Origin of the sequence: Haloarcula litorea (assembly GCF_029338195.1) — an archaeon.
GTDB classification, from domain to species: Archaea; Halobacteriota; Halobacteria; order Halobacteriales; family Haloarculaceae; genus Haloarcula; species Haloarcula litorea.
In genome coordinates this window covers 867,002-889,174 of sequence record NZ_CP119779.1, presented here as the reverse complement: position 1 = coordinate 889,174, position 22,173 = coordinate 867,002, and the positions used below count along the sequence as shown (strand labels likewise).

Below are 22,173 nucleotides of genomic sequence, written 5' to 3'. Positions count from 1 at the left end.
AGCCGCCCGCCGGCCGCCCTGGTCAGTCCCCGCCGGCCGCCCGCCTGTCCGCGGACGCACCGACCTCGCGGTCGTGGTCGCCGCCCTTGTTCGCGTACTCCGTGACCAGGATCCACCCGCGGGAGGTCAGCGCCACCTCGCCGTCGCTCGCCTCGACGAGGTCCTGCCGGAGCAGTCCGCGGAGGACGGCCTCGGCCCGTTCCTGTCCGCCGTCGAGGACCGCCTTCGGGTGGGCGCTCCCCTGCAGGGAGTACAGCCGGACGAGCGCGCGGACGCCGGCCGGCGGGACGTCCAGCCCGCGGACCTCCCGCCGGGTCTCGACGTAGCGCCGCTGGAGGTGTCGCCCGAGCAGGTGCTGTAGGCGCGGGGGGTTCAACGCCAGGTCCAGCGACACCGCGACCCCCTCGCGGACGTACTGGATGTGAATGACGGGTTGCCGGTCCCCCAGCAGTTCCTCCTCGGAGCGATAGAAGTCGACGATGCTGCCGAGTTCGACGTCGAAGGGGTGTTGGATCTTGCTGCAGCCGACCCGCTCGGGGACGACGTGGAGCCGGCCGATGTCGTAGGTCGCCTCCGTCACGCGGCCGCCGATCTCGGCCGGGTGGCGGACCGCGACCTCCTTGCCGTCCAGGAGCCGGCGGTACAGCAGCCCGGCGACGGTGGTCAGCGTCTCCTCGTCGGTGCTGACGAACAGCACCTCCCGGTCGCCGTCGCGCTCGAACCCCACGGTGAGGACCGTCCCGCTGAGGACGCCGGCGGCCGCCTGTGGCGGCGGCCCGACCGTCGCGTCGAAGACGTTGTCGAGGGCGATCTCGCCGGCGAACCCTTCGCTCTCGACCGACAGCGCCGCCGCGCCCAGCGACAGCTGCGTCCGCACCGGTTCCTCGCCGAGCGCGTGACAGAACACGGTCGCCGGGACGTCTACGGTGTTCGCCATCCGCGACCGAGTGTTACTATGACAACAATATAAGTATGCTGACCGAATCTCAGAGATTGAAACGGAACCCCCGTCGGCTGACCAGCTGCGGGACACCGTCCGCTCGCGCGAACCCGTGGTCCCGGTGAGGGACGAAGAGCGTGGGCGAAAACCGGTCACTCGCTGCGCTCGTGACCGACTCTACGCGAACAGCTGCCGCGCGTCGTCCATCGCGTCGACGAGCTTGTCGACCTCCTCGCGGGTGTTGTAGACGTAGAAGGAGGCCCGCGCGGAGGCGGCCGTCCCGAGCTTGTCGTGCAGGGGCTGGGTGCAGTGGTCGCCGGCGCGGATGGCGACCGCGGAGTCGTTGAGGATCGAGGAGAGGTCGTGGGCGTGGACCGAGTCGAGGTTGAACGCGACCAGGCCACCGCGTTCCTCGCCGGCGGGCGGACCGTACGTCTCGACGTCGTCCAGCGCCGACAGCTGCTCCATCGCGTACTGGGCGAGCTGGTCCTCGTGGCGCTTGACGTTCTCCATCCCCAGGTCGTCCAGGTAGTCACAGGCCTCCGCCAGCGCGATGCCCTGGCAGATGACGGGCGTGCCGGCCTCGAACTTCCAGGGGAGGTCGTTCCAGGTGGCGTCCTCGAAGGTGACCTTCTTGATCATCTCGCCGCCGTACAGGTACGGCTCCATCTCCTCCAGCAGGTGCTTCTTCCCGTAGAGGACGCCGATGCCGGTCGGGCCGGCCATCTTGTGGCCGGAGAACGCGAGGAAGTCGGCGTCGATGGCCTCCACGTCGACCGGGCGGTTGGGGACCGACTGCGCGCCGTCGACGAAGACGTACGCGTCGTTGTCGTGGGCGATGTCGGCCAGCTCCGAGACGGGGTTGACGGTCCCGAGGGTGTTCGAGACGTGGACGACGGAGACCATCTCGGTATCGGGGCCGACGAGCTCGCGGGCGTGGTCCATGTCGAGCGTGCCGTCGTCCTGGACCCGGATGTACCGGCAGGTCGCGCCGGTCCGCTTGGCGATCTGTTGCCACGTCACCAGCGACGCGTGGTGCTCCATCTCGGTCAGCACCACCTCGTCCCCGGGGCCGAGCTCGTTCAGGCCCCAGGCGTAGGCGACGAGGTTCTCGCTCTCGGTGGTGTTCTTGGTGAAGACGACCTCCTCGCGGCCGCCGGAGGCCCCGATGAACTCCGCCACGCGGTCGTGGGCCTCCTCGTAGGCCACGGAGGCCTCCTGGCTCAGTTGGTGGAGCCCGCGGTGGACGTTGGCGTTGGTCGTCCGGTAGTAGTCCGCGATGGTCTCGACGACCGGCTCGGGGGTCTGTGTCGTCGCCGCGTTGTCGAGGTAGACGACCTGCTCGCCGCCGAACTCCCGCTGGAGGATCGGGAAGTCCTCGCGGATGGCGTCGACGTCGAGCGGTTCTGTGTCGGTCCGTGCCATTACCTCCCTACAGGGACTCGACGGGGAACTTTCCTTCGGTTCGCCTAAACGTCCCGGCCGTAGGCACTCGCTACGGGCCGGTTAGTCGGACCAATACAACGTGATTTGGTACCGTGTGACGTCTGTATGCCGACGTACGAGCAGGGGGAGACGGGACCCGGGACCGACGGTCCCGTCGAGTGGCCGGAACGGGGTCGGGACTCGTCGGCCCAGCGCCGGCGCGCCGCTCACGCGCGTCCGGAGCCGGTCCGCCACGAACTGCCGACCGCCATCCCGGTCGGGGAGTACCGCGTCTACCACCACGGCGGCCGACTGGAGCCCGACGACCCGCCGCCGCCCCGCAGCGACCGTCCGCACCTCCTGACGACCGGGGAGTCGCTGGCCTACGACGTCGACGCCCGCGAGACCGGCCCGCACCTCGTGTGTCTCCGGGTCGCGGCCGAGGACACCGGCACGGTCGGCGTCGCCGTCGACGGCGAGCCGCGGACCCGCGCCGTCGTCGAGCCAACGGGCGGCTGGGACCGCTGGGCGGAGCTGTGGTGTCAGGTCGACCTCGCGCGGGGCGAGGGGACGCTGGAGCTGGTGGCGCTGTCGGGCGGGTGGCGACTCGGCGGGCTTCGGGTCGAGTGACTACAGCCAGAGCAGTTGCGCGTGGCGGGTGCCGTCGACGTCGAGGACGTTCTCCTCGTCGACGAACCCGTGTTCGATAGCGAGGGCGACGCTCTCGGTACCGACGATGTTGGCGACGCTACACCGGGCCAGCGAGTCTACGACCTCGTCTTCGGAGGCGGCGTCCCCGCCGTAGAACTCCTCGTCGACGGTCAGCGAGACGGGACCGTCCTCGAACGTCTCGCCCACCACCTCCGGGTCACAGACGGAGACGAGCAGCCCCTCGTCGGTGTCGCGTTCGTTGACGATCATTCCAGCAGCTGCTGTTCGCTCTCCTCGCGCATCTCCTCGACCTCCTCGGCCAGTTCCTCGGCCTCCTCGTGTTTCCCCTCCTCTTCGAGCGCGCGGGCCTTCTCCTCTAGGACGCCGGCGTTGCGGAAGCCGAGCCGGATGGCGTTGTCGAACGCCTCCAGCGCGTCCTCGGAGAGGCCACGCTCCAGCAGGAAGAAGCCGCGGTTGTACCACGCCTCGCCGAAGCGGGGGTCGATCTCGACGGCCCGCTCGGCGTGTTCCAGCGCCTGCTCGGAGCGGCCGGACTCCCAGAGGGCGTACGCGAGGTTCGTCTCGGCGGTGGCGGCGTGGTCGGAGTCGCCGTCGATGTTCAGCGCCTCCTTGTAGGCCCCGATCGCGGCGTCCCACTCCTCCAGTTCGGCGTGGGCCGCGCCCTTGTTCGTCCAGGCCTCCTGCTCGATGCGGTCGTCGTCGGTGTACTGTGCGACCCGCTGGAACGTGTCGGCGGCCTGCTCGTGGCGCTGGATGTGCATGTACTCCAGGCCCACGTCGAGCAGTTCCTCGACGTCGACGGCGTCGTCGGGGAGCTGCTGGTCGTCGAGCAGGTCGGTGACGACGCGGGAGTCGACGGGGTCGACGCGGTCGGTGTCGACCTCGAACTCCGGCGGGTCGATGTCGAACCCGTCGTAGGGCTCGTCGAACCCCTGCCCCTCGGAGAAGTCGTGGTCGTCGGGCTCTCGGTCGGTCATACACCCGGGTTGGCGGTCGGGCCGGGTAAGCGTTGCGTCACGGTCTCAGCCGGCCCTCGTGCCGTCGTCGGCGTCGTCGTCCCCGACCGCGAGGGTCTCGGCCGTGGGGACGAACACGAAGCTGGCGACCAGGTAGAGGACGGCACCGAACCCCACCGCCACGGCGACCGCGGCGGTGGTGCGGTTGTCCAGCGATCCGGTCACGAGCGCGAGCCCGAACAGGACGAGGGCGGTACAGCGGCGGACGGTCCGTCGGAGGCGGGCGGCGTCGTCCATACGGGCCGCTGTGGCCGCCAGCGAGGTAAGTCCCGCGGCCGGTGGATTCAGGGACCGCTGGGCGCTTGGTCCGGTATGGGCAAGCGACTGTTCGTCGGCGTCGACCTCGACGGGCTGGCCGACGGCGTGCGATCCGTCCAGGAGCGGTTCGCGGGGGCCGACGGCCTCCGTCTCACCGACCCCGAGCAGGCCCACGTCACGCTGAAGTTCCTCGGCGACACCGACGCCGACCGGGTCGACGAGCTGGTGGCGGCACTCGAAGGCGCGGTCGACGAGAGCGGCGTCGCCCCCTTCGAGGCCCGGATCGGCGGCCTCGGCGTGTTCCCGTCGCTCGACTACATCAGCGTCGTCTGGGTCGGCGTCCGCGAGGGCCACGGCGACGCGGAGCTGACGGCGCTGCACGAGGCGATCGAGGACCGGACCGTCGCGATGGGCTTCGACCCCGAGGACCACGAGTTCACCCCCCACGCGACCGTCGCGCGGCTGGACCACGCCGGCGGCAAGGAACGGGTCCAGCGCGTCGTCCGGGAGGCCGACCCCGACGTGGGGGCGCTCCGGGTCGAGGAGGTCCGCCTGACCGAGAGCGTCCTCCGGGCGGACGGCCCCGAGTACAGCACGCTCGCGGCCGTGTCGCTCGACTAACGACCGATGCCGGACCGCGGCGGCGACCCCGGAACCATCCGGGTGACCTCCCAGCGCTCGCGGGCCTCGTCGACCGGTGCGATGTCGACGCGGACCGAACAGCCCACGTCGTAGACGTCGAGTTTCTCCGCCAGCAGCCGGTCCGCGTAGCCGACGACCGGGTACGTCTCGCCCGTGGTCGGGTCGACGAGCTCCAGTTCGACGTCCGTCCCGTCTTTCGCGTCGATGATGTACGAATCGAGTGACTTTCTCCGGGTATCGACCGACATACGAAGTTATTTGCCGAAGTAGTATGTAAACGTTCCTTCAATCACCGTCTAGCACGACGGACGTGTATTAGGTAGCTAGACCGGTTTAGGCCGGCCGAATACGTAACGAAAGTGACAATTCTTTTCACCGCGAGCGGCCAACCCCCGGTATGGTCGCCATCGAGAACGTCGCCTTCGTGTTCGTCGCCGGCCTCCTGACGGCGATCGCGACGGGGCTCGGTGCGCTCCCTTTCTTCCTCGTCGACGACTTCTCGGACCGGTGGAACGTGGCGCTCTGGGGACTGGCCTCCGGCATCATGGTCGCGGCGTCGCTGTTCGGGCTGGTCCGCGAGGGATTGGCCTACGGATCGGCGGCCCTGCTGGTGCCGGGGGTCCTGGCCGGCGTGGCGCTCGTCGAGGCCGCGGACCGCCTCCTGGCGGGGTACGACCACAGCCCCAAGCAGTTCGAGCAGGCGGGCTACAAGAAGCTCCTGCTCATCCTCGGGATCCTCACCGTCCACAGTTTCCCCGAGGGGGTCGCCGTCGGGGTCTCGTTCGCCGAGCTCGGGCTCGCGGGCGTCCCGCCGGCGGAGACGGTCGTCGTCTACGGGGTGACACTCCCCGTGCTGGCCGTGTTCATGACCGTCGCCATCTCCATCCACAACGTCCCCGAGGGGACCGCCATCGCCATCCCGCTGCGGTCGCTGGGCGTCAGCGAGTGGCGGATGGTCTGGTGGGCGATCTTCTCGTCGCTCCCCCAACCGCTGGGAGCGGTCGTCGCCTACTACTTCGTGACGCTCGCGAAGGCGTTCCTGCCGTTCGGGTTCGGCTTCGCCGCCGGCGCGATGGTCTACCTCGTCGTCACCGAGTTCGTCCCCGAGGCCCTGGAGCACGGTCGCGAGCTCGAGCACGGCGGCAAGCCGGAACTGACGGCGGGTGTCGTCGTCGGGGCGCTGGCCATGGTCCCGCTGGCGTTCGTCTAGACGGGCGAGCGCCGCCGGACGACCTTCAGGTCGACGAAGGCCGTCAGCGGCTCGTCGTACTCGTCGACGCGGGTCTCCATCCGATAGCTGGAGTGGTCGACCGCGAAGTAGTACGGCCCGGTCGCCTCGACCGACTCGCGAGCGCCGCCGTCGCTCGTCGTCGCCTCGTAGAGGTCCGATCCGTCCTTCGGCAACGCCGTCTGACTGAACTCCGGGTGGCCCGCCGGCGTCTCGTCCGGTTCGCGACCCTTGATGTAGGCGTCGTACCGCTCGAACGCGTCCTCGTCGGCGAAGAAGTAGACGTCGAACGGCTCGTCGGCGCGGACGATGTACTCGATGCCGCCGCCGGACGCCGAGAGGTCCGGGATGTCCTCTCTCGTCCACGCACGCCCCGGCTCGACGGTCACGTCCCGCTGGACGCTGACGATCACTTCCCCGGCCCCGCCGACACAGCCGCTCCCGAGGGCGGCGACACCGGCACCCAGCGACCGCAACACTGCACGGCGTCTCATCGCTCGATACTCCCCCGATTCTGTCACTTAACTCTACGTCCCCGGTTACAAACCCTGATAACGAAAGGTGCCGGCGGCGCGAGCGGATCGCGCCGGGAAAAGGAAGGAATTTAAGCAGCGACGCGGTAGGCACGGACCAGTATGAGCAAGAAGTCCAAGGCCAAGAAGAAGCGACTGGCCAAGCTCGACAACCAGAACAGCCGCGTCCCGGCCTGGGTCATGCTCAAGACCGATCGGGAGGTCCAGCGCAACCACAAGCGACGCCACTGGCGGCGCAACGACACCGACGAATAATGAGCGCCGGAGACTTCGAGGAGCGGGTCGTCACGGTCCCGCTCCGCGACGCCAAGGCCGAACCGAAACACGAGCGCGCCGACAAGGCGATGACGCTCGTCCGGGAGCACCTGGCCCAGCACTTCTCCGTCGAGGAGTCGGCCGTCCGCATCGACACCTCCATCAACGAGGCGACGTGGGCGAAGGGCCGCTCGAACCCGCCGAGCAAGCTCCGCGTGCGGGCCGCCCGCTTCGAGGAGGACGGCGAGGCGGTCGTCGAGGCCGAGACCGCAGAGTAAATCTTGCTCCGCGCAGCGTTCTCCGGGTCGTCGTACGTCGGTGTCTTCGCGCGTGCGACCGACGACTGTGTGCTGGTCCGCCCCGACGTCGAGGAGTCGCTGCAGGCGGATCTCGGCGCGGAACTCGACGCGCCGGTGGTCCCGACGACGGTCGGCGAGTCGGCCACCGTCGGCGCGCTCGCGACCGGCAACGGCAACGGGCTGCTGGTCTCCTCGCGGGTCCGCGACCACGAGATCGAGCGCATCCGGGACGTCGTCGACGTGCCCGTCACGGAACTGCCGGGACGGATCAACGCCGCCGGCAACGTCGTCTGCTGTAACGACTCCGGTGCCTACGTCCACCCGGACCTCTCCCGCGAGGCCGTCCAGGCCGTGCGGGACGGCCTCGGCGTCGACGTCGAGCGGGGCGTCATCGCCGGCGTCAACACGGTCGGGACCGCCGCGGTCGCGACCAACGCGGGCGTCCTCTGTCACCCGAAGGCCACCGACGGCGAACTCGACGCGCTGGAGGAACTGCTGGACGTGCCCGCCGACATCGGCACGATCAACTACGGCGGCCCGCTGGTCGGCTCGGGGCTGGTCGCCAACGACCACGGCTACGTCTGTGGTTCGGACACCTCCGGCCCGGAACTGGGCCGCATCGACGCCGCCCTCGGTTTCATCGACTGACTCCCCGATTCGCCGCGCCTCGGCGCTCTCGATCCGATCAGGACGGGTGCTGGTGGCGCAACTGTTCTGCGACCCGGCCCGGCACCGGCGTCCCGCAGTCCGCACACTGCCACGTCCGCCCCGTCCCGCCGCGTGTTCCGGTCATGTCCTGCCGGTACCGCAGCGTCGCGCCACAGACACAGCGGTGGGTCACGACCATAGACGACGGTAGGGTCGCCGGCTACGAGACGGTTCCGGCCGTCGAGACCCGGAGCTGTCAGGGGACGTGTCAACTGTTAAGACGACCCACACCGTACGGTCGCGTATGGCCCAGCGGGAGTCCGACACGACACGGCGGCTCGCCTGCCGACGGTGCGACTACACGACGGACGTGGTCCGGTCGTCCTGTCCGGAGTGTGGCGGCGATATGATGTACGCCACGGAGGGGTGACTACAGCCCCGCCAGCGTGACGGCGTTCAGCGCGACGACGACCAGCGAGACGACCGCGAACCCGGCGAGGACGGCCGTCGATCGGGGGTCCTCGAACGCCGCCCACGCGACGGCGACCACCACCAGCGCGCTGAACTTCAGCAGGCCGATCCCCGTCGTCCCGTAGGTGGCGACGAACGCCCGCGCGACGGCGTTGCCCTCCGCCAGTCCCAGCCCCAGTCCCACCATCGTCGTCACCACGTCGAAGATCGACGCGAGGATGACCACGCTCCACAGCACCGCGTGCGACTCGCTGAGCGGACGCTCCGGCGGGAACGACCACGGACCGCCGTCCACCCCCGACACGACAGTCACGACGGTCGGGCGGGGGATAACGATTGTCGTTCCGACACTCGCGTCCGCGAGTGTCCCGATACGGGTCCGCGAGGGGATGGATCGACGCCCGATCGAGCCACGGCCCGACGGGGCCGAACGCCGGTAGCACTGACTGACGGCCCGACGAGACACGGAAGGGGAAGATACTTCCCTGTCCTGCACCCACCGGAGGATATGAGCACGTACACTGTTCGCGGTCACTTCCCGGCCCGCGACGGGCCTCAGGACTTCGAGGTCGAGGTCGACGCACCGAACGAGGACGTGGCTGAGGAGCACGTCTACAGCGACTTCGGTTCCCACCACAACCTCAAGCGCACCCAGATCACCATCGAGGAGGTGGCAGCATGATGGGCGGTGGCGGCGGCGGTGGCGGTCAGATGCAGCAGATCTCCCAGGAGATCGAGCAGATGGAACAGGAGATCGGTGCCATCGAGGAGGAGATCGAGAGCCTCCGCGAGGAGAAGACCGAGGCCGACGAGGCCATCGAGGCCATCGAGACGCTGGAGTCCGGCTCGACGGTCCAGGTCCCGGTCGGCGGCGACGCCTACATCCGCGCGACGGTCGACGACATCGACGAGGTCGTCGTCTCGCTGGGCGGCGGCTACGCCGCCGAGCGCGACCAGGAGGGGGCCGTCAGCTCCCTGGAGACGAAGAAGGAGACGCTGGACGACCGCATCGAGGACCTCCAGTCCGAGATCGCCGAGGTCGAGACCGAGAAGGAGGAGCTCGAACAGCAGGCCCAGCAGATGCAACAACAGCAGATGCAGCAGATGATGCAGCAGCAACAAGAGCAGCAGGACGACGAGTAAGGCCGCGATGTTCGACGGACTGAAGGACAAACTCAGCGGGTTCACCGAGGACGTCGAGGAAGACGTCGACGACGACGCGGTCGACGAACCCCCGGAGGCCGAATCCCGGGACGCCGCGGTCGACGAACCCGCCGACGCCGAGGCACCCACAGACGCCGGCGACCCCGCCGAGACGGCCACGGCGGAAACTGCTACCGACGCGTCCGCGTCGCCCTCCGAGCCCGACGAGGGGGACGCGGGCGACGACGCGACAGCGGCCAGCACCGACGCCCCCGACGCCGACGCTGAGGCCGAGGCCGACGACGGCGGTCGGAGTCTCACGGAGCGGGCCAAGATTATGGCCACCGGCAAGACGGTCATCGAGGAGGACGATCTCGAGGGGCACCTCGACGACCTGGAGCTGGCGCTGCTGGCCAGCGACGTGGAGATGAGCGTCGCCAACGAGATCCTCGACGGCGTCGAGGCGAACCTCACCGGACAGACCCGGCGGCGGCTCTCCAGCACGGGGAACCTCGTCCGGGACGCCGTCCGGGAGGCGCTGTACGACGTCATCAGCGTCGGCCAGTTCGACTTCGACGAGCGGGTCCAGCAGGCCGACAAGCCCGTCGTCATCGTCTTCACCGGCGTCAACGGCGTCGGCAAGACGACCACGATCGCCAAGCTCGCCCGCTACTTCGAGGACCGCGGCCTCTCGACGGTGCTGGCCAACGGCGACACCTACCGCGCCGGGGCCAACGAACAGCTCCGGAAACACGCCGACAACCTCGGCAAGAAGTGCATCGCCCACGAGCAGGGGTCGGACCCGACGGCGGTCGTCTACGACGCCGTCGAGTACGCGAAGGCCAACGACGTCGACGTGGTGCTGGGCGACACCGCCGGCCGGCTGCACACCTCCAGCGACCTGATGGCCCAGCTGGAGAAGATCGACCGCAACATCGACCCCGACATGACGGTCTTCGTCGACGAGGCCGTCGCCGGCCAGGACGCGGTCAACCGCGCCCGGGAGTTCGACGACGCCGCCGAGATCGACGGGGCCGTGCTGACGAAGGCCGACGCCGACCCCCAGGGCGGCGCGGCCATCTCCATCGCCCACGTGACGGGCAAGCCGATCCTCTTCCTGGGGACCGGGCAGGACTACGACGACCTCGACCCGTTCGACCCCGAGGAGATCGTCGACCGCCTGCTCGGCGAGTAGCCCGCCGCCGGCTCCTCCGGAGGGCCGGCGCGTGATCGGACCCGACCAGCGTCGCGACCCCCGCCACGGAGCGATATCCGACAGGGTCCCCGCCCCGGTGTCCGACGCAAGTCCGACTTACGACAGCCGGCCGCACCTGATCCCCCCGTCTCCGTCGCTGTCCCGCGGTTCTCCGACCGGGCCGGTTCGGGGAGTCCCGACCCTCACCCGTGTTCGGAGTAGCCCGAGCACAAGTTCGGTAACGCACGACTGGTAACGGACCGGCGGGGAGTCGCGTCGACTGCGATGTCACGACGACCACTCAACCGACGAGACGTACTGACAGTCGCCGCGGGCAGCCTGGCCGCCCTGGCCGGCTGTGGCGGCGACGGCGAGGAGACCGAGGACGGCGGCGACGAGACCACTGCCGACGACCAGCCGACGTCGGCGTCCGAGGAGACGACCGCCGGCGAGGGCGGCGCGGACGAGACCGCCGCCGCCGAGGACGCCGCGGCGGAAGACGAGCCCGGAGCGAACGAGACCAGGATGAACGAGCCCGGGATGAACGAGACCGGGGAGAACGAGACCGGGGAGCACGGGACCGAGACGAACACCGGCGAAGCGTAGCGTTCGACGCTTCCGAAGACCGGCCTCGTCCGCACCTCTCTTTCCCTCGTCCGGCCGTGTGCGGTGACTCGTCGTCCCGATCGTCCGTGACGGCGTGTCGCTCGTGTGTCGGCTCCCGTCGGTCGCCGTTCCGGCCCGAGCCCCCTCGCTTCGCTCGGCATCTCGCCGCTCGCGGGTCGTCCCTCCCCGGTCGCGCTCCGAGGGCCGCGCTCCGCGCGCCCCTCGCTACGCCCGCGCGTCCTCGACCGCTGCCACGAACTCGGCGGCCTGCTCGCGCACGCCCTCCATGTCGCCGTTCTCGATGGCCTCGTAGTTGACCAGCGCCGATCCCGCGCCGACGGCGACCGCGCCGGCGTCGAAGTAGTCGGCGACGTTGTCCGCGGAGACGCCGCCGGTCGGCATGATCGGCACGTCGCCCAGCGGCCCCTGGAGCGCGCCGATGTGGCCGGGACCGACGGTGGAGGCGGGGAACATCTTCAGGATGTCCGCGCCGGCCTCCATCGCGTCGGCGGCCTCGGTCGGCGTCATCACGCCGGGGATCGCGAGCACGCCCTCGCGGTTGCAGACGTCGATGACCTCCTCGTTGAGGTTGGGCGCGAGGACGAACTCCGCGCCGGCCTCGATGACGTTGCGGGCGGCGGCGGCGTCCATCACGGTGCCGGCACCGATGATCGCGTCCGTGTCGTCGAGGGCCTTGTCGACGGCGGCGATCATGTCGGAACAGCGCTTGGCGTCGGCGGTCAGTTCCAGGGCCGTCACGCCGCCCTCGTGGATCGCCTCGGCCACGTCGACCATCTGCTCCTCGGGGATGTCACGGAGGACGGCCGTGACGCCGCTGTCTACGAGTTCCTGCTGGACTGCCTGTTTGCTCGTCATAGCCGACCCTGCGGGGGGAGGGGGCAAAAGCGTGGGTGGATGCCGTCAGTCGGGGTCGTACGGCAGCGCGATGTCGGACTTGGGCGCACCGACGCCGAGCACCCGGACCGACCCGTCGGCGTCGGCGGGGTTGTACGCGCGGTGTGGACTCTCCGGGTCGGCGACGAAGACCTCGTCCTCCTCGACCACGAACTCGCCGTCGGGCGTCTCGACGTGGAGGGTTCCGGAGCGGACGTAGAACAGCTCCTCGCGGCGCTCGTGGTAGTGGTACTGCCGGGCCAGCTGCTCGCCGGGGGCCATCGCGTAGGTGGCGGCGTGGAGCGAGAGCAGTTCGGCCGCGTCGGAGAGGCCCCGTCGGTCGCAGGGGTAGTCCTCGGTCTCGGGGAGGTCGTCGGGAGCGAGGTGGTGGTAGCCCATACCGGCGGTAGCCCGCCGGCCGGGAAATCGCTACCGCTACCCGAACCAGGTGATGAGCACGAACACCGTTCCCAGGGATGCGACGGTCGTGGCGAGGACGTTCAGCGAGGCGAACTCGGCGTCCCCGCCCAGTTCCGTCGCGTAGACGAACGTCGAGACGGCGGTCGGCATCGCGTGCATCACCACCGCGGCGGTCAGCACGGCGGCCTCGACCCCGAGCGCGGAGAAGACGAGCCACGCCACGAGCGGCATCCACAGGAGCTTCAGTGCGACGACGGTGCCCGTCGCCGCGGGTTCCAGGTCGCCGACGTCGGGCTCTAAGGACGCGCCCACGAGCACGAGCGCCAGGGGGAGCGCGAGGTCGCCGACGGCCGACAGGCCCGCCACGGCCGGCCCGGGGACGGCGAGCCCGTACCACCCGACGACGACGGCGAGCAGGAGCGACAGGAGGACCGGGTTCGTGAACAGCTCCCGGGCCTGCCCGCGCAGCGACACCTCGGCGTCGGCGACGGTCACCAGCACCAGCACGGTCATAGTGATCTGGACGAGCGAGATGAGCCCCAGCAGCAGGCCCGCCGTCGCGGTGACGTCGGCCCCGAAGGTGGCCGCCACCAGCGGGAAACCGAGATAGCCGAGGTTGGTGTGGTACGACTGCACGACGGCGACGCCGCGCCGGCCGGGGTCGGCGTGCCGTCGGCTCAGGAGCCACGCGAGGCCGGCGGTGGCCGTGACGACGGCGGGGACGCCGACCAGCAGCGCCGGCGAGAGCAGCGACGCCAGCGGGCGGTCGTACGTGGAGACGAAGATGAGCGACGGCAAGACGACGTAGAAGGCGACGGTGTTGAGCCGCTCGGTCCGCACAGCGTCCAGCAGGCCGACCTGCCGGGCGACGACGCCGACGACGAGCATCCCGAGGAGGTAGGCGAACCGAGCCGCTGGGTCCATGTCCGCCCGTCGTCGGGTCGGCGCTTTCAGGCTTCGGATTCGTCGCGCTCAGACCAGCAACACGACCAGTGCGACCGCGATCCAGACGACCTTGAGCGCGGTGTTGACGGCGACGACCTTCGATCCGAACTCCCGGCCCCAGATGCCGTACTGGAAGGGGATCGAGCGCTTGAACGTGGTCACCGCGAAGGAGACGATGCCGCCGACCAGCATCGTCGCCACCGCCGTCCGGGCGGTGAAGGTGCCGCTCTCGATCAGCGGGGCGAGGACGACGGCCCCGGAGGTGGTGTCCAGCGCGAACGCGGCGACCACGGGGACGGCCGCGCCCGGCAGGCCGAGCAGCCCCGCCAGGCCGTCAGCCGCGTTCGTGACGCTCGCACCGCCAGCGCCCGCGGCAGCGAGCAGCGCGTCGCTGTACTCGACGAGGACGGCGACGGCGACGTAGATGGCAGCGAGCCGCGGGAGGATCTCACGGACCTTCGCGATCGTCTCCGTGGCGGCCTCGCGGACCGCCGCCGTCCGGCCTTCCGGCCGGTCCTCGCCGACGGCGTCGGGGGTCCCGCCGTCGGTGGTCGCGCCCTCCCCGCCGGCGGTCCAGTCGCCGGCCGGGTCGCCGTGGCCGGACAGCAGCACCCGCCCGGCGGCGATGCCGGTCAGCGTGATCGCGAGCGCCACCAGCCCGCGGGTCGCGACGTACAGCACGCCGACGCGAGCCCCGAGGATCGGGACCAGGATCGGCGCGTAGAAGGTGACGATGTGCTGGGCGAAGCCGAAGAACGTGTTGATGGTCACGGCCACGAGCGTCGCCCGGTCCGAGAGCAGCCCCGACTCCCGGAAGTCGGCGAGCATCCCGTAGCCGGCGGTCGGCGAGGCCGTCGTCGTCAGGATCGCGGTGCCGACCTCGTCCGGGAGGTTCGCCGGTCCGGTGAGGTACCGGGAGACGGCGGCGATCCGGTCGACGAGGCCGAAGGCGACGGCGAGGTTCGCGAGGAACACCCCAAGCGAGACGAAGACCGCGATGCGGGCCACCCGGGCCGCCACCGCGGCGAGCAGCGCGACGACCGGACCGGCCGGGACGAAGGACTGCACGGTCGACGCTCGGGGCCGCCAGCAGTTAGAGCCGTCGAAACGCCCGACAGTTTTTCGGACCGGCACCCGAAAGGGACGGGCGTGACCGACCCGTCGCCGGCCGTGTGCTACGCCGACCTCGGGCCCGACGTGGCGTCGGCGCTCGCCCCGGACCTCCCGGACCGGTTCGACGTGACCGCCGTCGCGGACCCGGAGCGGGCACTGGCGGAACTCCCGGCGACGGACTGTCTCGTGGTCGTCTGCCGCGACCCCGACGACGACGCCCTCGAACTGGTCGAGCGAGCGGCCGAGCGCGCCCCGGAAACGCCCCGCCTCGTCGCGACCGACGGGGCCGAGGGGATCGCGTCGGCGGCCCTCGACGCCGGCGCGACGGACTGTGTCACGGCCGGCGGTCCCGACCGCGCCCCGCTGCTCGGTGCCCGGATCGACGGAGTCGTCGAGGCCGCGGAACTCGAACGCGACCACCGGGAGACGCTGGCGCGGTTCGAGGCGCTGACCGAGAACACCGAGTTCGCCGTCGTCACCATCGACGGCGACAGCACCGTCCGGTTCGCGAGCGACGCCGTCGAGGACCTGTTCGGCTACGCGCCCGCCGAACTGGAAGGGGGGTCCCTGACGGCGGTGATGCCCGAGCGGTTCCACGACGCCCACCACGCGGCCGTCGACCGGTACCTCGACACCGGGGACCGTGCCCTCGACTGGGACTGGATCGAACTCCCCGGGAAGCGCCGCGACGGGACGGAGTTCCCGCTGGGGGTCTCCTTCGGGGAGCGGTCGGCCGGTGACGACCACCTCTTCACCGCCGTCCTGCGCGACATCACCGACCAGCAGGCGCGGACCGAGCGACTGGACCGGGTCGCGACCGCGCTGGAGGAGTCGATGGACGGCGTCGCGCTGCTCGACGAGGACGGTCGCTTCGACCTCGTCAACGAGGCCCACGCGGCGATCTACGGCTACGACGACCCCGAGGCGCTGATCGGCGAACACTGGCGGACGCTGTACGAATCCGAGGAGACCGAGCGCTTCGAGTCGGAGGTCCTTCCGACGATCGCCGAGAGCGGCGAGTGGCGCGGGGAGGCGACCGGTATGCGGGCCGACGGATCGACGTTCCCGCAGGAGCTGTCGCTGACACGGCTCGACGACGGCGGCCTCGTCTGTGTCGTGCGGGACATCACCGACCGGGTCGAGCGCCGCCGGGAACTGGAGTCCGAGCGGGAGTTCGTCGACACGGTCATCGACACGCTGACCGACGTCTTCTACGTGCTGGACACCGAGGGGCGGTTCGTCCGCTGGAACGACCGACTGGCCTCGGTCACGGGCTACACCGACGCGGAGCTCGACGGGATGCACGCGCTTGCGGTCATCCCACCCGAACACCACGAGCGGGTCGCCGAGGTCATCGACGACGTCGTCACCGAGGACGCGGACCGGACGGTTCGGTCGGCGCTGCTGTCCAAGCAGGGCGACCGGACCCCCTACGAGTTCACCGGCAGCCAGCTGACCGACGCCGACGGCGAGGTGGTCGGGCTGGCCGGGATCGGCCGGGACATCACCGACGAGCGCCTGCGAGAGCAGCGGTTGGCCGTCCTCTCGCGGGTCCTGCGACACAACGTCCGCAACCGCCTGACCGTCGTGTTGGCACAGGCGGAACACATCGCCGAGGCGGGCGACGACGAGGGGATCATCGAGAGCGCCCGGACCGTCCAGCGGGCGGCCGCGCAGCTCTCGGAGGCGAGCGAGCGCGCCCACCGCGCCGAGTCCCTGCTCCGGGAGCGCCCCGCCCGCCAGCGGATCGACCTCGTGGCCGCGGTCGACCGCGGCATCGAGCGGTCCGCCGCCGACCGGGCGGCCGTCGACTGTGACCTGCCCGCGCGAGCGCCCGTCGTCGCCACCCCGTCGGTGGACCGGGCGGTCGCTGAACTCCTCACCAACGCCGCCACGCACGTCTCGGACCCGACGATCAGCGTGTCGGTCGACGCCGGCGACGAGCAGACGACGGTCCGGGTGGCCGACGACGGCCCGGGGCTGCCGGACCACGAACTGGCCGTCCTCGCGGGCGCGACGGAGACGGCGCTGGAACACAGCACCGGACTCGGGCTCTGGCTGGTCACGTGGCTGGTCACGATGGCCGGCGGGCAGACGGTCACCGCCGACAGCGACCTGGGCGGGACCGCCGTCGAACTCCGCTTCCCGAGCGCCGACTGACACCCGCTCAGCCGACGAGCGCGCGGACCGCCCCGAACAGGACGAGCACGCCCAGCACGTCGCAGACGTTGGTGACGACGGGGACGACCACGTCGTCGGGGTCGAGTTCGAAGCGGTAGGCCGCGTACGTCGTCGCCACCGTCACGACCACGGCCAGCGCCGCCAGCGCGACGCCGCTGCCGAGCGCGACGGCGACGACCGTCGGGAGCGAGAGCCGAGCGCCGCCCACCAGCGCCTGCAACAGCCACGCGCCGGCCCCGACCAGCGGGAACACCGTCACCGCGAGCGCGACGGTGGCGACGGCGTTGCCGGCCAGCCGGTCGTCCGTCGGGGCGAACGAGAGCAGGCCGAGGTGAAACGCCGTCGACAGCCGCGCGGCGAGGATGCTCCCGAGGTTCCCGGCCATCCCGATCGTGACCGGAACGAGGACGAGCAGGGTGGGGTACCGCAGGAGCGTCGCCTCGAAGGTGTTCAGCACGAGCCCGCTCCCGAGTTCGATCGCCGTCAGGACCGCGAGCACCGGGAGCATCCGCCGGACGATCCCCCGGACGGACCACTCGCTCGCCACTCAGCCACCCCCCAGGGCCAGGACGACCCGGGTCGCCGCCAGCAGCGTCGCCACGCCGACCACGTCGCCGGTCGTCGTGACGACGGGGCCGGCCAGCGTGTCGGGGTTCAGTCCGCGCCGGTAGCCGACGAAGACGACGGCGACGACGGCGACGGCCAGCAGCAGGCCAGACACCAGCCCCGCAAGCAGCGCGATCGCCAGCAGCGTCCACAGCGGGGCTGCGGGCCGCCCGAGCGCCCCGAGCAGCGCAACGGTCAGCACCGCCGCCAGCCCGCTGACGAGGACGCCGTTGGCCAGCGCCGCGGCGACGGCGGCGTTGACCCGCTCGTCGGCCGGCGAGAACCGCGGCTCGACCAGTCCCTGGTGCAGCGCCGACCCGAGCCGCGCCCCCAGCGACCCGTAGACGTTCCCGCGGGTCGCGAGCAGCGCCGGCACCAGCACCAGCAGGCCGGCCACCCGGGCCAGCTCCGCGTCCATCCCGCCCAGCACGACGCCCGCGAACAGGCCACCGACCCCGCTGAGTGCCAGCACCGGCAGCGACTCCCGATAGGCCTCGGCGGCCACCTCGCGGACGGTCATCGTCTCGTGTGACCGCGGCGATTCACAAAAGGCCGCCGGTGGCCGGCCCGTTCCCGGCGACTGAGAACGCACACCGCCGCTTGAGTCGGTCCGGGTCGGACGGTCGACTATGGCACCACAGCGACAGTCCGGCGGCACCCGGGCCCTGACCGACGACGAACTCGCGGCGGTCCTCGACGCGGCCGACGTCGGGGTGCTGGCCTTCGGCGGCGGCACCTATCCCTACCCGGTCCCCGTCGCACTCGGCTACGCGGCCGAGACGGACCGGCTGGTCGTCCAGCTGGAGGGCGGCCCCGACAGCGAGAAACACCGGCGGCGCTCCCGCGACGGCAAGGTCGGGCTGGCCGTCCAGGACAGGACCGACGACCGCTGGCGGAGCGTCCTCGTCCAGGGCGACCTGCGGGAGGTCGCCTACCAGGACGCCCCGAGGGCCGTGGCGGCGCTGACCGAGAGCGCCGAACGGACGCCCGATCCCGTCGTCTGGAGCGACCTGCGGCCCGAGGAGACGCTGACGGCCTACGAGCTGGTGCCGGCGAAACGGAGCGGCCGCGCGTACCGCTGCGAGTAAACCGAAGCGTTCACCGCCCGTCGGTCGAACGTCCACCCGATGGACGAGCCACGGGTCCTCCTGACGAACGACGACGGCGTCGACGCGCCGGGGATCGCGAGCCTCTACGAGGAACTGACCGCCGTCGCGGACGTGACGGTGGTCGCGCCGCGGGAGAACCAGAGCGGCGTCGGCCGCACGCGGAGCCACCGGACCGCCCGCGACGCCCACCCCTGGGGGTACGCCCTCGACGGTACCCCGGCCGACTGCGTTGCCTACGGGCTGCGCGGGCTGGACGACGACTTCGATCTGGTGGTCTCGGGTTGCAACCACGGCCCCAACACCGGCAACTACGTCGTCGGCCGGTCGGGGACCGTCGGTGCCTGCGTCGAGGCCGCCTTCCTCGGCGTCCCCGGGATCGCCGTCTCCGCGTACCACTCCCGGGACCTGTTCACGTCGCCGCCGGAGGACTACGACTACGACCGGCCCGGGCGGGTCACCGCCGAACTCGTCGTCCGGGCGCTGTCGGGGGACACCTTCGAGCACGCGGACCTCCTGAACGTCAACGTCCCCGTCGACGAGCCCGAACCCCGGATGCGGGTCACGGAACCGCTCGCGGACTACGACCTCGAGGTCGACCACGCCCCCGACGGCGGGGTCGACGAGAAGGCAAACACCGGGACGGAGGGCGACATCGCCCTGCAGGACGTGGTCTGGCCCGACACCGTCGGCTGGGAGAACCCCTTCGACGCCCACGACCGGGACGCGCTCCGGGAGCGCTACCCGGTCGGGAGCGACCGCCGCGCCCTCGTCGAGTGCGAGGTGAGCGTCTCGCCGATGGTCGCCCGCGCCGGCGGCGTCGAGTCCGCCGCCCTCGACGCGGTCGTCGCCGGCTTCAACGACAACGAGGACGCGCGGGCGGTGGCCCGCGAGCGGGACAGGAGCTAACTGGCCACAGTCCAAGGGGCGGATATGGACCGCAACGTCGGCGGCGTCGACCGCCTCGGTCGCGCCGCACTGGCCGTCGTCCTGACCGTCCTCGCCGTCCGCGCGCTCGCCGGCGGGCGACGACGAACCGCGCTGCTGGCCGCCCTCGGTGCCGTCGGCGCGGGTTTCAACGCGACGACGTGTTTCTGCGGCCTGAACGCGGCGCTGGGTCGGGACACGACTCGCGACTGAGGACAGTCAGGCCCCCTCGACGGCCCGCTCGTACCACGGGGCGCGCTCGACCGTCGTGTTACCGACCGCCGAGAAGCGGACCGACCGGGTCACCCGCACTGGCGTCCCGTCGTCCGTGCGGGCGGCGTACGTGACCCGATACCGCCTGACGAACCCGTCCGGTGTCACCCGCGCTACCAGCGTCGCGTCGGCCGGCTCCGTGACCCGCTCGCCCCGGAACCGGTCGTCCCGGAGCCCGTCGCCGACCACGACCACGCCCGGATCGCCGCTTCGCCGCTCCGTCTCTGTGCGAAACTCTCCGACCGTCTCCGAGACGTCCCGCGAGGGGCGTCCGTCGAGCGCGACCGCCCGCACCCAGTAGGGCCAGGTCCCCGCGTAGCTGTCCGGCGGCGTGTACTCGTTGTACACCGTCCGGTTGTCCCGAGTGAGGCGGCGCAGGAACCGGTCGCCGTCGGACCAGAACGTCGCGCTCGCGGGCGGGCGACCCAACAGGACCGGGCCGCCCGCGCCCCTGACGGCGACGTCGGTCAGGTACGTGCGGTCGGCCGCCAGGCGGACGCGGGTCCGGAGCTGCGAGTGTCGGGTACCGTTGCGGTACCGTTCGGTCCGGTTCACGACCAGCGTGTAGCTGGCGTTCTCCAGACGGTTCGCGTGGGCCCAGCCCAGTGCCGCCGGGTCGGTCACGCCCGTCGGCCCGACTCCCGGTGGGTACGCGCCGCGGGCGTCGTCCGGCACGGCGACCGGCGTCACCGTCTCTGTTTCGGAACTATCGATATCAGCGAAACCGAACCCGCCACAACCGGCCGTCAGGGCGACGAGAACCGCCAGGACCGCCCGTGTGTGGGGGTGCATACCAACTCAGTTCGCGTTCGGCCGGGATAATCGTATTGTTCTTGACCGAATATGTTCGGAATAATCCGAAGAGCGCTCGAACAGCGCAATATCGGTATTTTATTTTGCAGAACTATTATGATAGACTCTCCGCTGTATACTGCTATGCCTTCGGAACGTGGTTCCGTGAGCAGGCGACAACTGCTCAAGACGGCTGGCGCGGCAAGCACGATCGGTCTCACCGGTCTCGCCGGATGTTCCGGCGACGGCGGGGGCGGCGGGGGCGGCGGGGGATCGGAGTATCCGGCGCTCGGGAACTTCCCCGTGGAGGGCGACACCGTCACCTTCGGGTTCAACGTCCCGACGTCCGGTCCGTACTCCTCGGAGGGCCAGGACGAGCTCCGGGCGTACAACCTCGCGAAGGACCACCTGAACAACGGCGGGGGCTGGGTGGACTCGTTCCCGGACCTCAGCGGCGACGGCGTACTCGGCAAGACGGTCGAATCCGTCGAGGGTGACACCGCGACGGACGCCGACACCGCCCGGCAGTCCGCACAGCGGATGATAAACCGTGACAACGCGGTGATGATCTCCGGCGGCTCCTCCAGCGCCGTCGCCATCGCCGTCCAGGGGCTCTGTCAGGAGGAGAAGGTCATGTTTATGGCCTGTCTGACCCACTCCAACGACACCACCGGGAAGGACTGCGCCAGGTACGGCTTCCGTGAGATGTTCAACGCCTACATGACCGGACAGGCGCTGGCACCGGTCCTGGAGCGCGAGTACGGCTCGGACAACCAGTTCTACCAGCTGTACGCCGACTACAGCTGGGGGCAGACGGTCCAGGAGTCGATGAACCAGTTCCTCACGGAGATCGGCTGGGAGCAGATCGACAGCGTGCCGACGCCGCTGGGGACCAGCGACTTCTCGTCGTACCTCTCGGAGGCGGCAAACAGCGACGCCGACGTGCTCCTGCTGGACCACTACGGGCTCGACGGCGCGAACTCCGTCTCCCAGGCCGTCGACGCCGGGCTCGACGAGGATATGGAGATCGTCGTCCCGCTGTACAACCGCCCGATGGCACAGGCCGCCGGCGGGGCCATCGAGGGCGTGTTCGGCACTATCGCGTGGGACTCCCAGATCGACAACGAGCCGTCCAACAGCTTCACGCAGGCGTTCGAGGAGGAGTACGAGCGCGTCCCCTCGGGGCCGGCCCAGCTCGCCTACGCCCAGACCCTGCAGTACGCGGCGGCCGTCGAGCGGGCGGAGACGTTCTACCCGCCCGAGGTCATCCGCGAACTCGAGGGCTACGAGTACAGCAACATCGGGATGGGCGAGGAACTGATGCGGGCCTGCGACCACCAGGCACAGCGGGCGATTCCGGTCGCACGGGGCCTGCCCGAGAGCGAGCAGTCCAGCGGCAACTTCATCGAGATCGTGGAACTGACCGCGCGCGAGGACGTCGGCTACAGCTGTGACTCCGGTCCGGCCGCGGAGTGCGAACTCGGCGAGTACGGGGACGAGTAACGCGGCACTGCGGAGAATCCATCAGCATTTATCTCTATGAAGTGTGTGATGCCACACGACACCGATACTCATGTGTAAAACT

The 22,173-nt window shown here is 70.6% G+C and carries 32 protein-coding genes; 16 read left to right on the top strand and 16 right to left on the bottom strand.

What is annotated here, in order from left to right:
• Positions 1-22: 22 nt before the first annotated feature.
• Both P0592_RS04710 and P0592_RS04705 read right to left on the bottom strand, forming a co-directional pair.
• Entirely contained in the window at positions 23-937 is a 915-nt protein-coding gene (locus P0592_RS04710; RefSeq protein ID WP_276273117.1) for a CheF family chemotaxis protein, read from the bottom strand.
• A gap of 180 nt (positions 938-1,117) precedes the next feature.
• Positions 1,118-2,365 (bottom strand): aminotransferase class V-fold PLP-dependent enzyme, encoded by a 1,248-nt coding sequence (locus tag P0592_RS04705; protein WP_276273116.1) that lies wholly within the window; start codon positions 2,363-2,365, stop codon positions 1,118-1,120.
• A gap of 126 nt (positions 2,366-2,491) precedes the next feature.
• Here P0592_RS04705 and P0592_RS04700 point away from each other — a divergent pair, with 126 nt between their 5' ends.
• Positions 2,492-2,995: a carbohydrate-binding protein gene (locus tag P0592_RS04700; RefSeq protein WP_276273115.1), complete on the top strand. Its 504-nt coding sequence runs from the start codon at positions 2,492-2,494 to the stop codon at positions 2,993-2,995.
• Here P0592_RS04700 and P0592_RS04695 read toward each other — a convergent pair whose 3' ends face one another.
• Genes P0592_RS04695 through P0592_RS04685 form a run of 3 tightly spaced genes read right to left on the bottom strand, consistent with a single transcriptional unit; the run spans position 2,996 to position 4,290 of the window.
• On the bottom strand, positions 2,996-3,286 hold the full coding sequence (locus tag P0592_RS04695; RefSeq protein ID WP_276273114.1) for a DUF424 domain-containing protein: 291 nt from the start codon (positions 3,284-3,286) through the stop codon (positions 2,996-2,998).
• Complete coding sequence (locus P0592_RS04690) at positions 3,283-4,014, bottom strand: tetratricopeptide repeat protein (protein WP_276273113.1); 732 nt, start codon at positions 4,012-4,014, stop codon at positions 3,283-3,285. The genes P0592_RS04695 and P0592_RS04690 overlap by 4 nt, the downstream gene beginning before the upstream one ends.
• A 45-nt stretch (positions 4,015-4,059) precedes the next feature.
• Positions 4,060-4,290: a hypothetical protein gene (locus P0592_RS04685; protein WP_276273112.1), complete on the bottom strand. Its 231-nt coding sequence runs from the start codon at positions 4,288-4,290 to the stop codon at positions 4,060-4,062.
• Between the two features lie 75 nt (positions 4,291-4,365).
• Here P0592_RS04685 and thpR point away from each other — a divergent pair, with 75 nt between their 5' ends.
• Positions 4,366-4,932 (top strand): RNA 2',3'-cyclic phosphodiesterase, encoded by a 567-nt coding sequence (gene thpR, locus P0592_RS04680; RefSeq protein WP_276273111.1) that lies wholly within the window; start codon positions 4,366-4,368, stop codon positions 4,930-4,932.
• Here thpR and P0592_RS04675 read toward each other — a convergent pair.
• The gene (locus P0592_RS04675) at positions 4,929-5,201 is read right to left on the bottom strand and encodes a DUF7999 family protein (protein WP_276273110.1); all 273 of its coding nucleotides are present in this window, start codon (positions 5,199-5,201) and stop codon (positions 4,929-4,931) included. The genes thpR and P0592_RS04675 overlap by 4 nt on opposite strands.
• Before the next feature lie 149 nt (positions 5,202-5,350).
• Between P0592_RS04675 and P0592_RS04670 the strand changes: the two genes are divergently transcribed.
• Positions 5,351-6,163 carry a ZIP family metal transporter gene (locus P0592_RS04670; RefSeq protein WP_276273109.1) on the top strand — a complete coding sequence of 271 codons (813 nt, stop codon included), beginning with the start codon at positions 5,351-5,353 and terminating at the stop codon, positions 6,161-6,163.
• Here the strand turns inward: P0592_RS04670 and P0592_RS04665 are convergent.
• A complete protein-coding gene (locus tag P0592_RS04665) occupies positions 6,160-6,675 on the bottom strand; it encodes a hypothetical protein (RefSeq protein ID WP_276273108.1) in 516 nt (171 codons plus the stop codon). The genes P0592_RS04670 and P0592_RS04665 overlap by 4 nt on opposite strands.
• A gap of 141 nt (positions 6,676-6,816) precedes the next feature.
• On the opposite strand from P0592_RS04665, the gene P0592_RS04660 reads away from it, so the two are divergent.
• Genes P0592_RS04660 through P0592_RS04650 form a run of 3 tightly spaced genes read left to right on the top strand, consistent with a single transcriptional unit; the run spans position 6,817 to position 7,916 of the window.
• Positions 6,817-6,969, top strand: a complete 153-nt coding sequence (locus P0592_RS04660) for a 50S ribosomal protein L39e (RefSeq protein WP_166966678.1) — start codon at positions 6,817-6,819, stop codon at positions 6,967-6,969.
• Complete coding sequence (locus P0592_RS04655; protein ID WP_276273107.1) at positions 6,969-7,247, top strand: 50S ribosomal protein L31e; 279 nt, start codon at positions 6,969-6,971, stop codon at positions 7,245-7,247. The genes P0592_RS04660 and P0592_RS04655 overlap by 1 nt, the downstream gene beginning before the upstream one ends.
• 3 nt (positions 7,248-7,250) lie before the next feature.
• A complete protein-coding gene (locus P0592_RS04650) occupies positions 7,251-7,916 on the top strand; it encodes a translation initiation factor IF-6 (RefSeq protein ID WP_276273106.1) in 666 nt (221 codons plus the stop codon).
• 37 nt (positions 7,917-7,953) lie between these two features.
• Here the strand turns inward: P0592_RS04650 and P0592_RS04645 are convergent, their stop codons facing one another.
• Positions 7,954-8,115: a hypothetical protein gene (locus P0592_RS04645; protein WP_276273105.1), complete on the bottom strand. Its 162-nt coding sequence runs from the start codon at positions 8,113-8,115 to the stop codon at positions 7,954-7,956.
• Between the two features lie 105 nt (positions 8,116-8,220).
• On the opposite strand from P0592_RS04645, the gene P0592_RS04640 reads away from it, so the two are divergent.
• Positions 8,221-8,346 (top strand): hypothetical protein, encoded by a 126-nt coding sequence (locus P0592_RS04640; protein WP_276273104.1) that lies wholly within the window; start codon positions 8,221-8,223, stop codon positions 8,344-8,346.
• Here the strand turns inward: P0592_RS04640 and P0592_RS04635 are convergent, their stop codons facing one another.
• Complete coding sequence (locus tag P0592_RS04635; RefSeq protein WP_276273103.1) at positions 8,347-8,691, bottom strand: DUF5658 family protein; 345 nt, start codon at positions 8,689-8,691, stop codon at positions 8,347-8,349.
• 204 nt (positions 8,692-8,895) lie between these two features.
• Here P0592_RS04635 and rpl18a point away from each other — a divergent pair, with 204 nt between their 5' ends.
• The 4 genes from rpl18a to P0592_RS04615 all read left to right on the top strand — a co-directional run bounded on the left by rpl18a (position 8,896) and on the right by P0592_RS04615 (position 11,331).
• A complete protein-coding gene (gene rpl18a, locus P0592_RS04630) occupies positions 8,896-9,069 on the top strand; it encodes a 50S ribosomal protein L18Ae (protein WP_276273102.1) in 174 nt (57 codons plus the stop codon).
• Positions 9,066-9,530, top strand: coding sequence for a prefoldin subunit alpha (gene pfdA, locus P0592_RS04625; RefSeq protein WP_276273101.1), 465 nt, complete (start codon positions 9,066-9,068; stop codon positions 9,528-9,530). Before rpl18a ends, pfdA begins: the two co-directional genes overlap by 4 nt.
• A 7-nt stretch (positions 9,531-9,537) precedes the next feature.
• Positions 9,538-10,725, top strand: coding sequence for a signal recognition particle-docking protein FtsY (gene ftsY / locus P0592_RS04620; RefSeq protein WP_276273100.1), 1,188 nt, complete (start codon positions 9,538-9,540; stop codon positions 10,723-10,725).
• Positions 10,726-11,010: 285 nt separating this feature from the next.
• Positions 11,011-11,331, top strand: coding sequence for a hypothetical protein (locus P0592_RS04615; RefSeq protein ID WP_276273099.1), 321 nt, complete (start codon positions 11,011-11,013; stop codon positions 11,329-11,331).
• Positions 11,332-11,556: 225 nt separating this feature from the next.
• Here P0592_RS04615 and P0592_RS04610 read toward each other — a convergent pair whose 3' ends face one another.
• From P0592_RS04610 to P0592_RS04595, 4 genes are read right to left on the bottom strand one after another with little or no spacing between them, the layout of a single operon-like run.
• Positions 11,557-12,207, bottom strand: coding sequence for a bifunctional 4-hydroxy-2-oxoglutarate aldolase/2-dehydro-3-deoxy-phosphogluconate aldolase (locus P0592_RS04610; RefSeq protein WP_276273098.1), 651 nt, complete (start codon positions 12,205-12,207; stop codon positions 11,557-11,559).
• Positions 12,208-12,252: 45 nt separating this feature from the next.
• Positions 12,253-12,624 (bottom strand): cupin domain-containing protein, encoded by a 372-nt coding sequence (locus P0592_RS04605; RefSeq protein ID WP_276273097.1) that lies wholly within the window; start codon positions 12,622-12,624, stop codon positions 12,253-12,255.
• 36 nt (positions 12,625-12,660) lie between these two features.
• Positions 12,661-13,569: an AEC family transporter gene (locus P0592_RS04600; protein ID WP_276273096.1), complete on the bottom strand. Its 909-nt coding sequence runs from the start codon at positions 13,567-13,569 to the stop codon at positions 12,661-12,663.
• Positions 13,570-13,617: 48 nt separating this feature from the next.
• Positions 13,618-14,658, bottom strand: coding sequence for a nucleoside recognition protein (locus P0592_RS04595; RefSeq protein WP_276273095.1), 1,041 nt, complete (start codon positions 14,656-14,658; stop codon positions 13,618-13,620).
• An 81-nt stretch (positions 14,659-14,739) separates the two neighbouring features.
• Between P0592_RS04595 and P0592_RS04590 the strand changes: the two genes are divergently transcribed.
• On the top strand, positions 14,740-16,863 hold the full coding sequence (locus P0592_RS04590) for a PAS domain S-box protein (protein ID WP_276273094.1): 2,124 nt from the start codon (positions 14,740-14,742) through the stop codon (positions 16,861-16,863).
• A gap of 7 nt (positions 16,864-16,870) precedes the next feature.
• Here the strand turns inward: P0592_RS04590 and P0592_RS04585 are convergent, their stop codons facing one another.
• A complete protein-coding gene (locus P0592_RS04585) occupies positions 16,871-17,392 on the bottom strand; it encodes a magnesium transporter (RefSeq protein ID WP_276273909.1) in 522 nt (173 codons plus the stop codon).
• A gap of 39 nt (positions 17,393-17,431) precedes the next feature.
• Positions 17,432-18,010, bottom strand: coding sequence for a magnesium transporter (locus P0592_RS04580; RefSeq protein ID WP_276273093.1), 579 nt, complete (start codon positions 18,008-18,010; stop codon positions 17,432-17,434).
• A gap of 109 nt (positions 18,011-18,119) precedes the next feature.
• Here P0592_RS04580 and P0592_RS04575 point away from each other — a divergent pair, with 109 nt between their 5' ends.
• Genes P0592_RS04575 through P0592_RS04565 form a run of 3 tightly spaced genes read left to right on the top strand, consistent with a single transcriptional unit; the run spans position 18,120 to position 19,736 of the window.
• Positions 18,120-18,578 carry a pyridoxamine 5'-phosphate oxidase family protein gene (locus P0592_RS04575; protein ID WP_276273092.1) on the top strand — a complete coding sequence of 153 codons (459 nt, stop codon included), beginning with the start codon at positions 18,120-18,122 and terminating at the stop codon, positions 18,576-18,578.
• Between the two features lie 39 nt (positions 18,579-18,617).
• Positions 18,618-19,505: a 5'/3'-nucleotidase SurE gene (surE, locus tag P0592_RS04570; protein WP_276273091.1), complete on the top strand. Its 888-nt coding sequence runs from the start codon at positions 18,618-18,620 to the stop codon at positions 19,503-19,505.
• A gap of 24 nt (positions 19,506-19,529) precedes the next feature.
• Entirely contained in the window at positions 19,530-19,736 is a 207-nt protein-coding gene (locus tag P0592_RS04565; protein ID WP_276273090.1) for a YgaP family membrane protein, read from the top strand.
• Between the two features lie 6 nt (positions 19,737-19,742).
• Here P0592_RS04565 and P0592_RS04560 read toward each other — a convergent pair whose 3' ends face one another.
• The gene (locus P0592_RS04560; RefSeq protein ID WP_276273089.1) at positions 19,743-20,588 is read right to left on the bottom strand and encodes a hypothetical protein; all 846 of its coding nucleotides are present in this window, start codon (positions 20,586-20,588) and stop codon (positions 19,743-19,745) included.
• A gap of 144 nt (positions 20,589-20,732) precedes the next feature.
• On the opposite strand from P0592_RS04560, the gene P0592_RS04555 reads away from it, so the two are divergent.
• Positions 20,733-22,091, top strand: coding sequence for a substrate-binding protein (locus P0592_RS04555; protein WP_276273088.1), 1,359 nt, complete (start codon positions 20,733-20,735; stop codon positions 22,089-22,091).
• Positions 22,092-22,173 lie beyond the last annotated feature (82 nt).

Excerpts from the sequence above, each read along its gene's own strand:
- P0592_RS04665 (WP_276273108.1), bottom strand. The coding sequence starts at position 6,675 with ATGAGACGCCGTGCAGTGTTGCGGTCGCTGGGTGCCGGTGTCGCCGCC.
- P0592_RS04640 (WP_276273104.1), top strand. The coding sequence starts at position 8,221 with ATGGCCCAGCGGGAGTCCGACACGACACGGCGGCTCGCCTGCCGACGG.
- P0592_RS04645 (WP_276273105.1), bottom strand. The coding sequence starts at position 8,115 with ATGGTCGTGACCCACCGCTGTGTCTGTGGCGCGACGCTGCGGTACCGG.
- surE (WP_276273091.1), top strand. The coding sequence starts at position 18,618 with ATGGACGAGCCACGGGTCCTCCTGACGAACGACGACGGCGTCGACGCG.
- P0592_RS04675 (WP_276273110.1), bottom strand. The coding sequence starts at position 5,201 with ATGTCGGTCGATACCCGGAGAAAGTCACTCGATTCGTACATCATCGAC.
- P0592_RS04670 (WP_276273109.1), top strand. The coding sequence starts at position 5,351 with ATGGTCGCCATCGAGAACGTCGCCTTCGTGTTCGTCGCCGGCCTCCTG.
- P0592_RS04690 (WP_276273113.1), bottom strand. The coding sequence starts at position 4,014 with ATGACCGACCGAGAGCCCGACGACCACGACTTCTCCGAGGGGCAGGGG.
- P0592_RS04695 (WP_276273114.1), bottom strand. The coding sequence starts at position 3,286 with ATGATCGTCAACGAACGCGACACCGACGAGGGGCTGCTCGTCTCCGTC.
- P0592_RS04655 (WP_276273107.1), top strand. The coding sequence starts at position 6,969 with ATGAGCGCCGGAGACTTCGAGGAGCGGGTCGTCACGGTCCCGCTCCGC.
- P0592_RS04710 (WP_276273117.1), bottom strand. The coding sequence starts at position 937 with ATGGCGAACACCGTAGACGTCCCGGCGACCGTGTTCTGTCACGCGCTC.
- P0592_RS04560 (WP_276273089.1), bottom strand. The coding sequence starts at position 20,588 with ATGCACCCCCACACACGGGCGGTCCTGGCGGTTCTCGTCGCCCTGACG.
- thpR (WP_276273111.1), top strand. The coding sequence starts at position 4,366 with ATGGGCAAGCGACTGTTCGTCGGCGTCGACCTCGACGGGCTGGCCGAC.
- P0592_RS04705 (WP_276273116.1), bottom strand. The coding sequence starts at position 2,365 with ATGGCACGGACCGACACAGAACCGCTCGACGTCGACGCCATCCGCGAG.
- P0592_RS04605 (WP_276273097.1), bottom strand. The coding sequence starts at position 12,624 with ATGGGCTACCACCACCTCGCTCCCGACGACCTCCCCGAGACCGAGGAC.
- P0592_RS04555 (WP_276273088.1), top strand. The coding sequence starts at position 20,733 with ATGCCTTCGGAACGTGGTTCCGTGAGCAGGCGACAACTGCTCAAGACG.
- rpl18a (WP_276273102.1), top strand. The coding sequence starts at position 8,896 with ATGAGCACGTACACTGTTCGCGGTCACTTCCCGGCCCGCGACGGGCCT.
- P0592_RS04565 (WP_276273090.1), top strand. The coding sequence starts at position 19,530 with ATGGACCGCAACGTCGGCGGCGTCGACCGCCTCGGTCGCGCCGCACTG.
- P0592_RS04585 (WP_276273909.1), bottom strand. The coding sequence starts at position 17,392 with ATGCTCCCGGTGCTCGCGGTCCTGACGGCGATCGAACTCGGGAGCGGG.
- P0592_RS04615 (WP_276273099.1), top strand. The coding sequence starts at position 11,011 with ATGTCACGACGACCACTCAACCGACGAGACGTACTGACAGTCGCCGCG.
- pfdA (WP_276273101.1), top strand. The coding sequence starts at position 9,066 with ATGATGGGCGGTGGCGGCGGCGGTGGCGGTCAGATGCAGCAGATCTCC.
- P0592_RS04580 (WP_276273093.1), bottom strand. The coding sequence starts at position 18,010 with ATGACCGTCCGCGAGGTGGCCGCCGAGGCCTATCGGGAGTCGCTGCCG.
- ftsY (WP_276273100.1), top strand. The coding sequence starts at position 9,538 with ATGTTCGACGGACTGAAGGACAAACTCAGCGGGTTCACCGAGGACGTC.
- P0592_RS04685 (WP_276273112.1), bottom strand. The coding sequence starts at position 4,290 with ATGGACGACGCCGCCCGCCTCCGACGGACCGTCCGCCGCTGTACCGCC.
- P0592_RS04600 (WP_276273096.1), bottom strand. The coding sequence starts at position 13,569 with ATGGACCCAGCGGCTCGGTTCGCCTACCTCCTCGGGATGCTCGTCGTC.
- P0592_RS04610 (WP_276273098.1), bottom strand. The coding sequence starts at position 12,207 with ATGACGAGCAAACAGGCAGTCCAGCAGGAACTCGTAGACAGCGGCGTC.
- P0592_RS04575 (WP_276273092.1), top strand. The coding sequence starts at position 18,120 with ATGGCACCACAGCGACAGTCCGGCGGCACCCGGGCCCTGACCGACGAC.
- P0592_RS04660 (WP_166966678.1), top strand. The coding sequence starts at position 6,817 with ATGAGCAAGAAGTCCAAGGCCAAGAAGAAGCGACTGGCCAAGCTCGAC.
- P0592_RS04700 (WP_276273115.1), top strand. The coding sequence starts at position 2,492 with ATGCCGACGTACGAGCAGGGGGAGACGGGACCCGGGACCGACGGTCCC.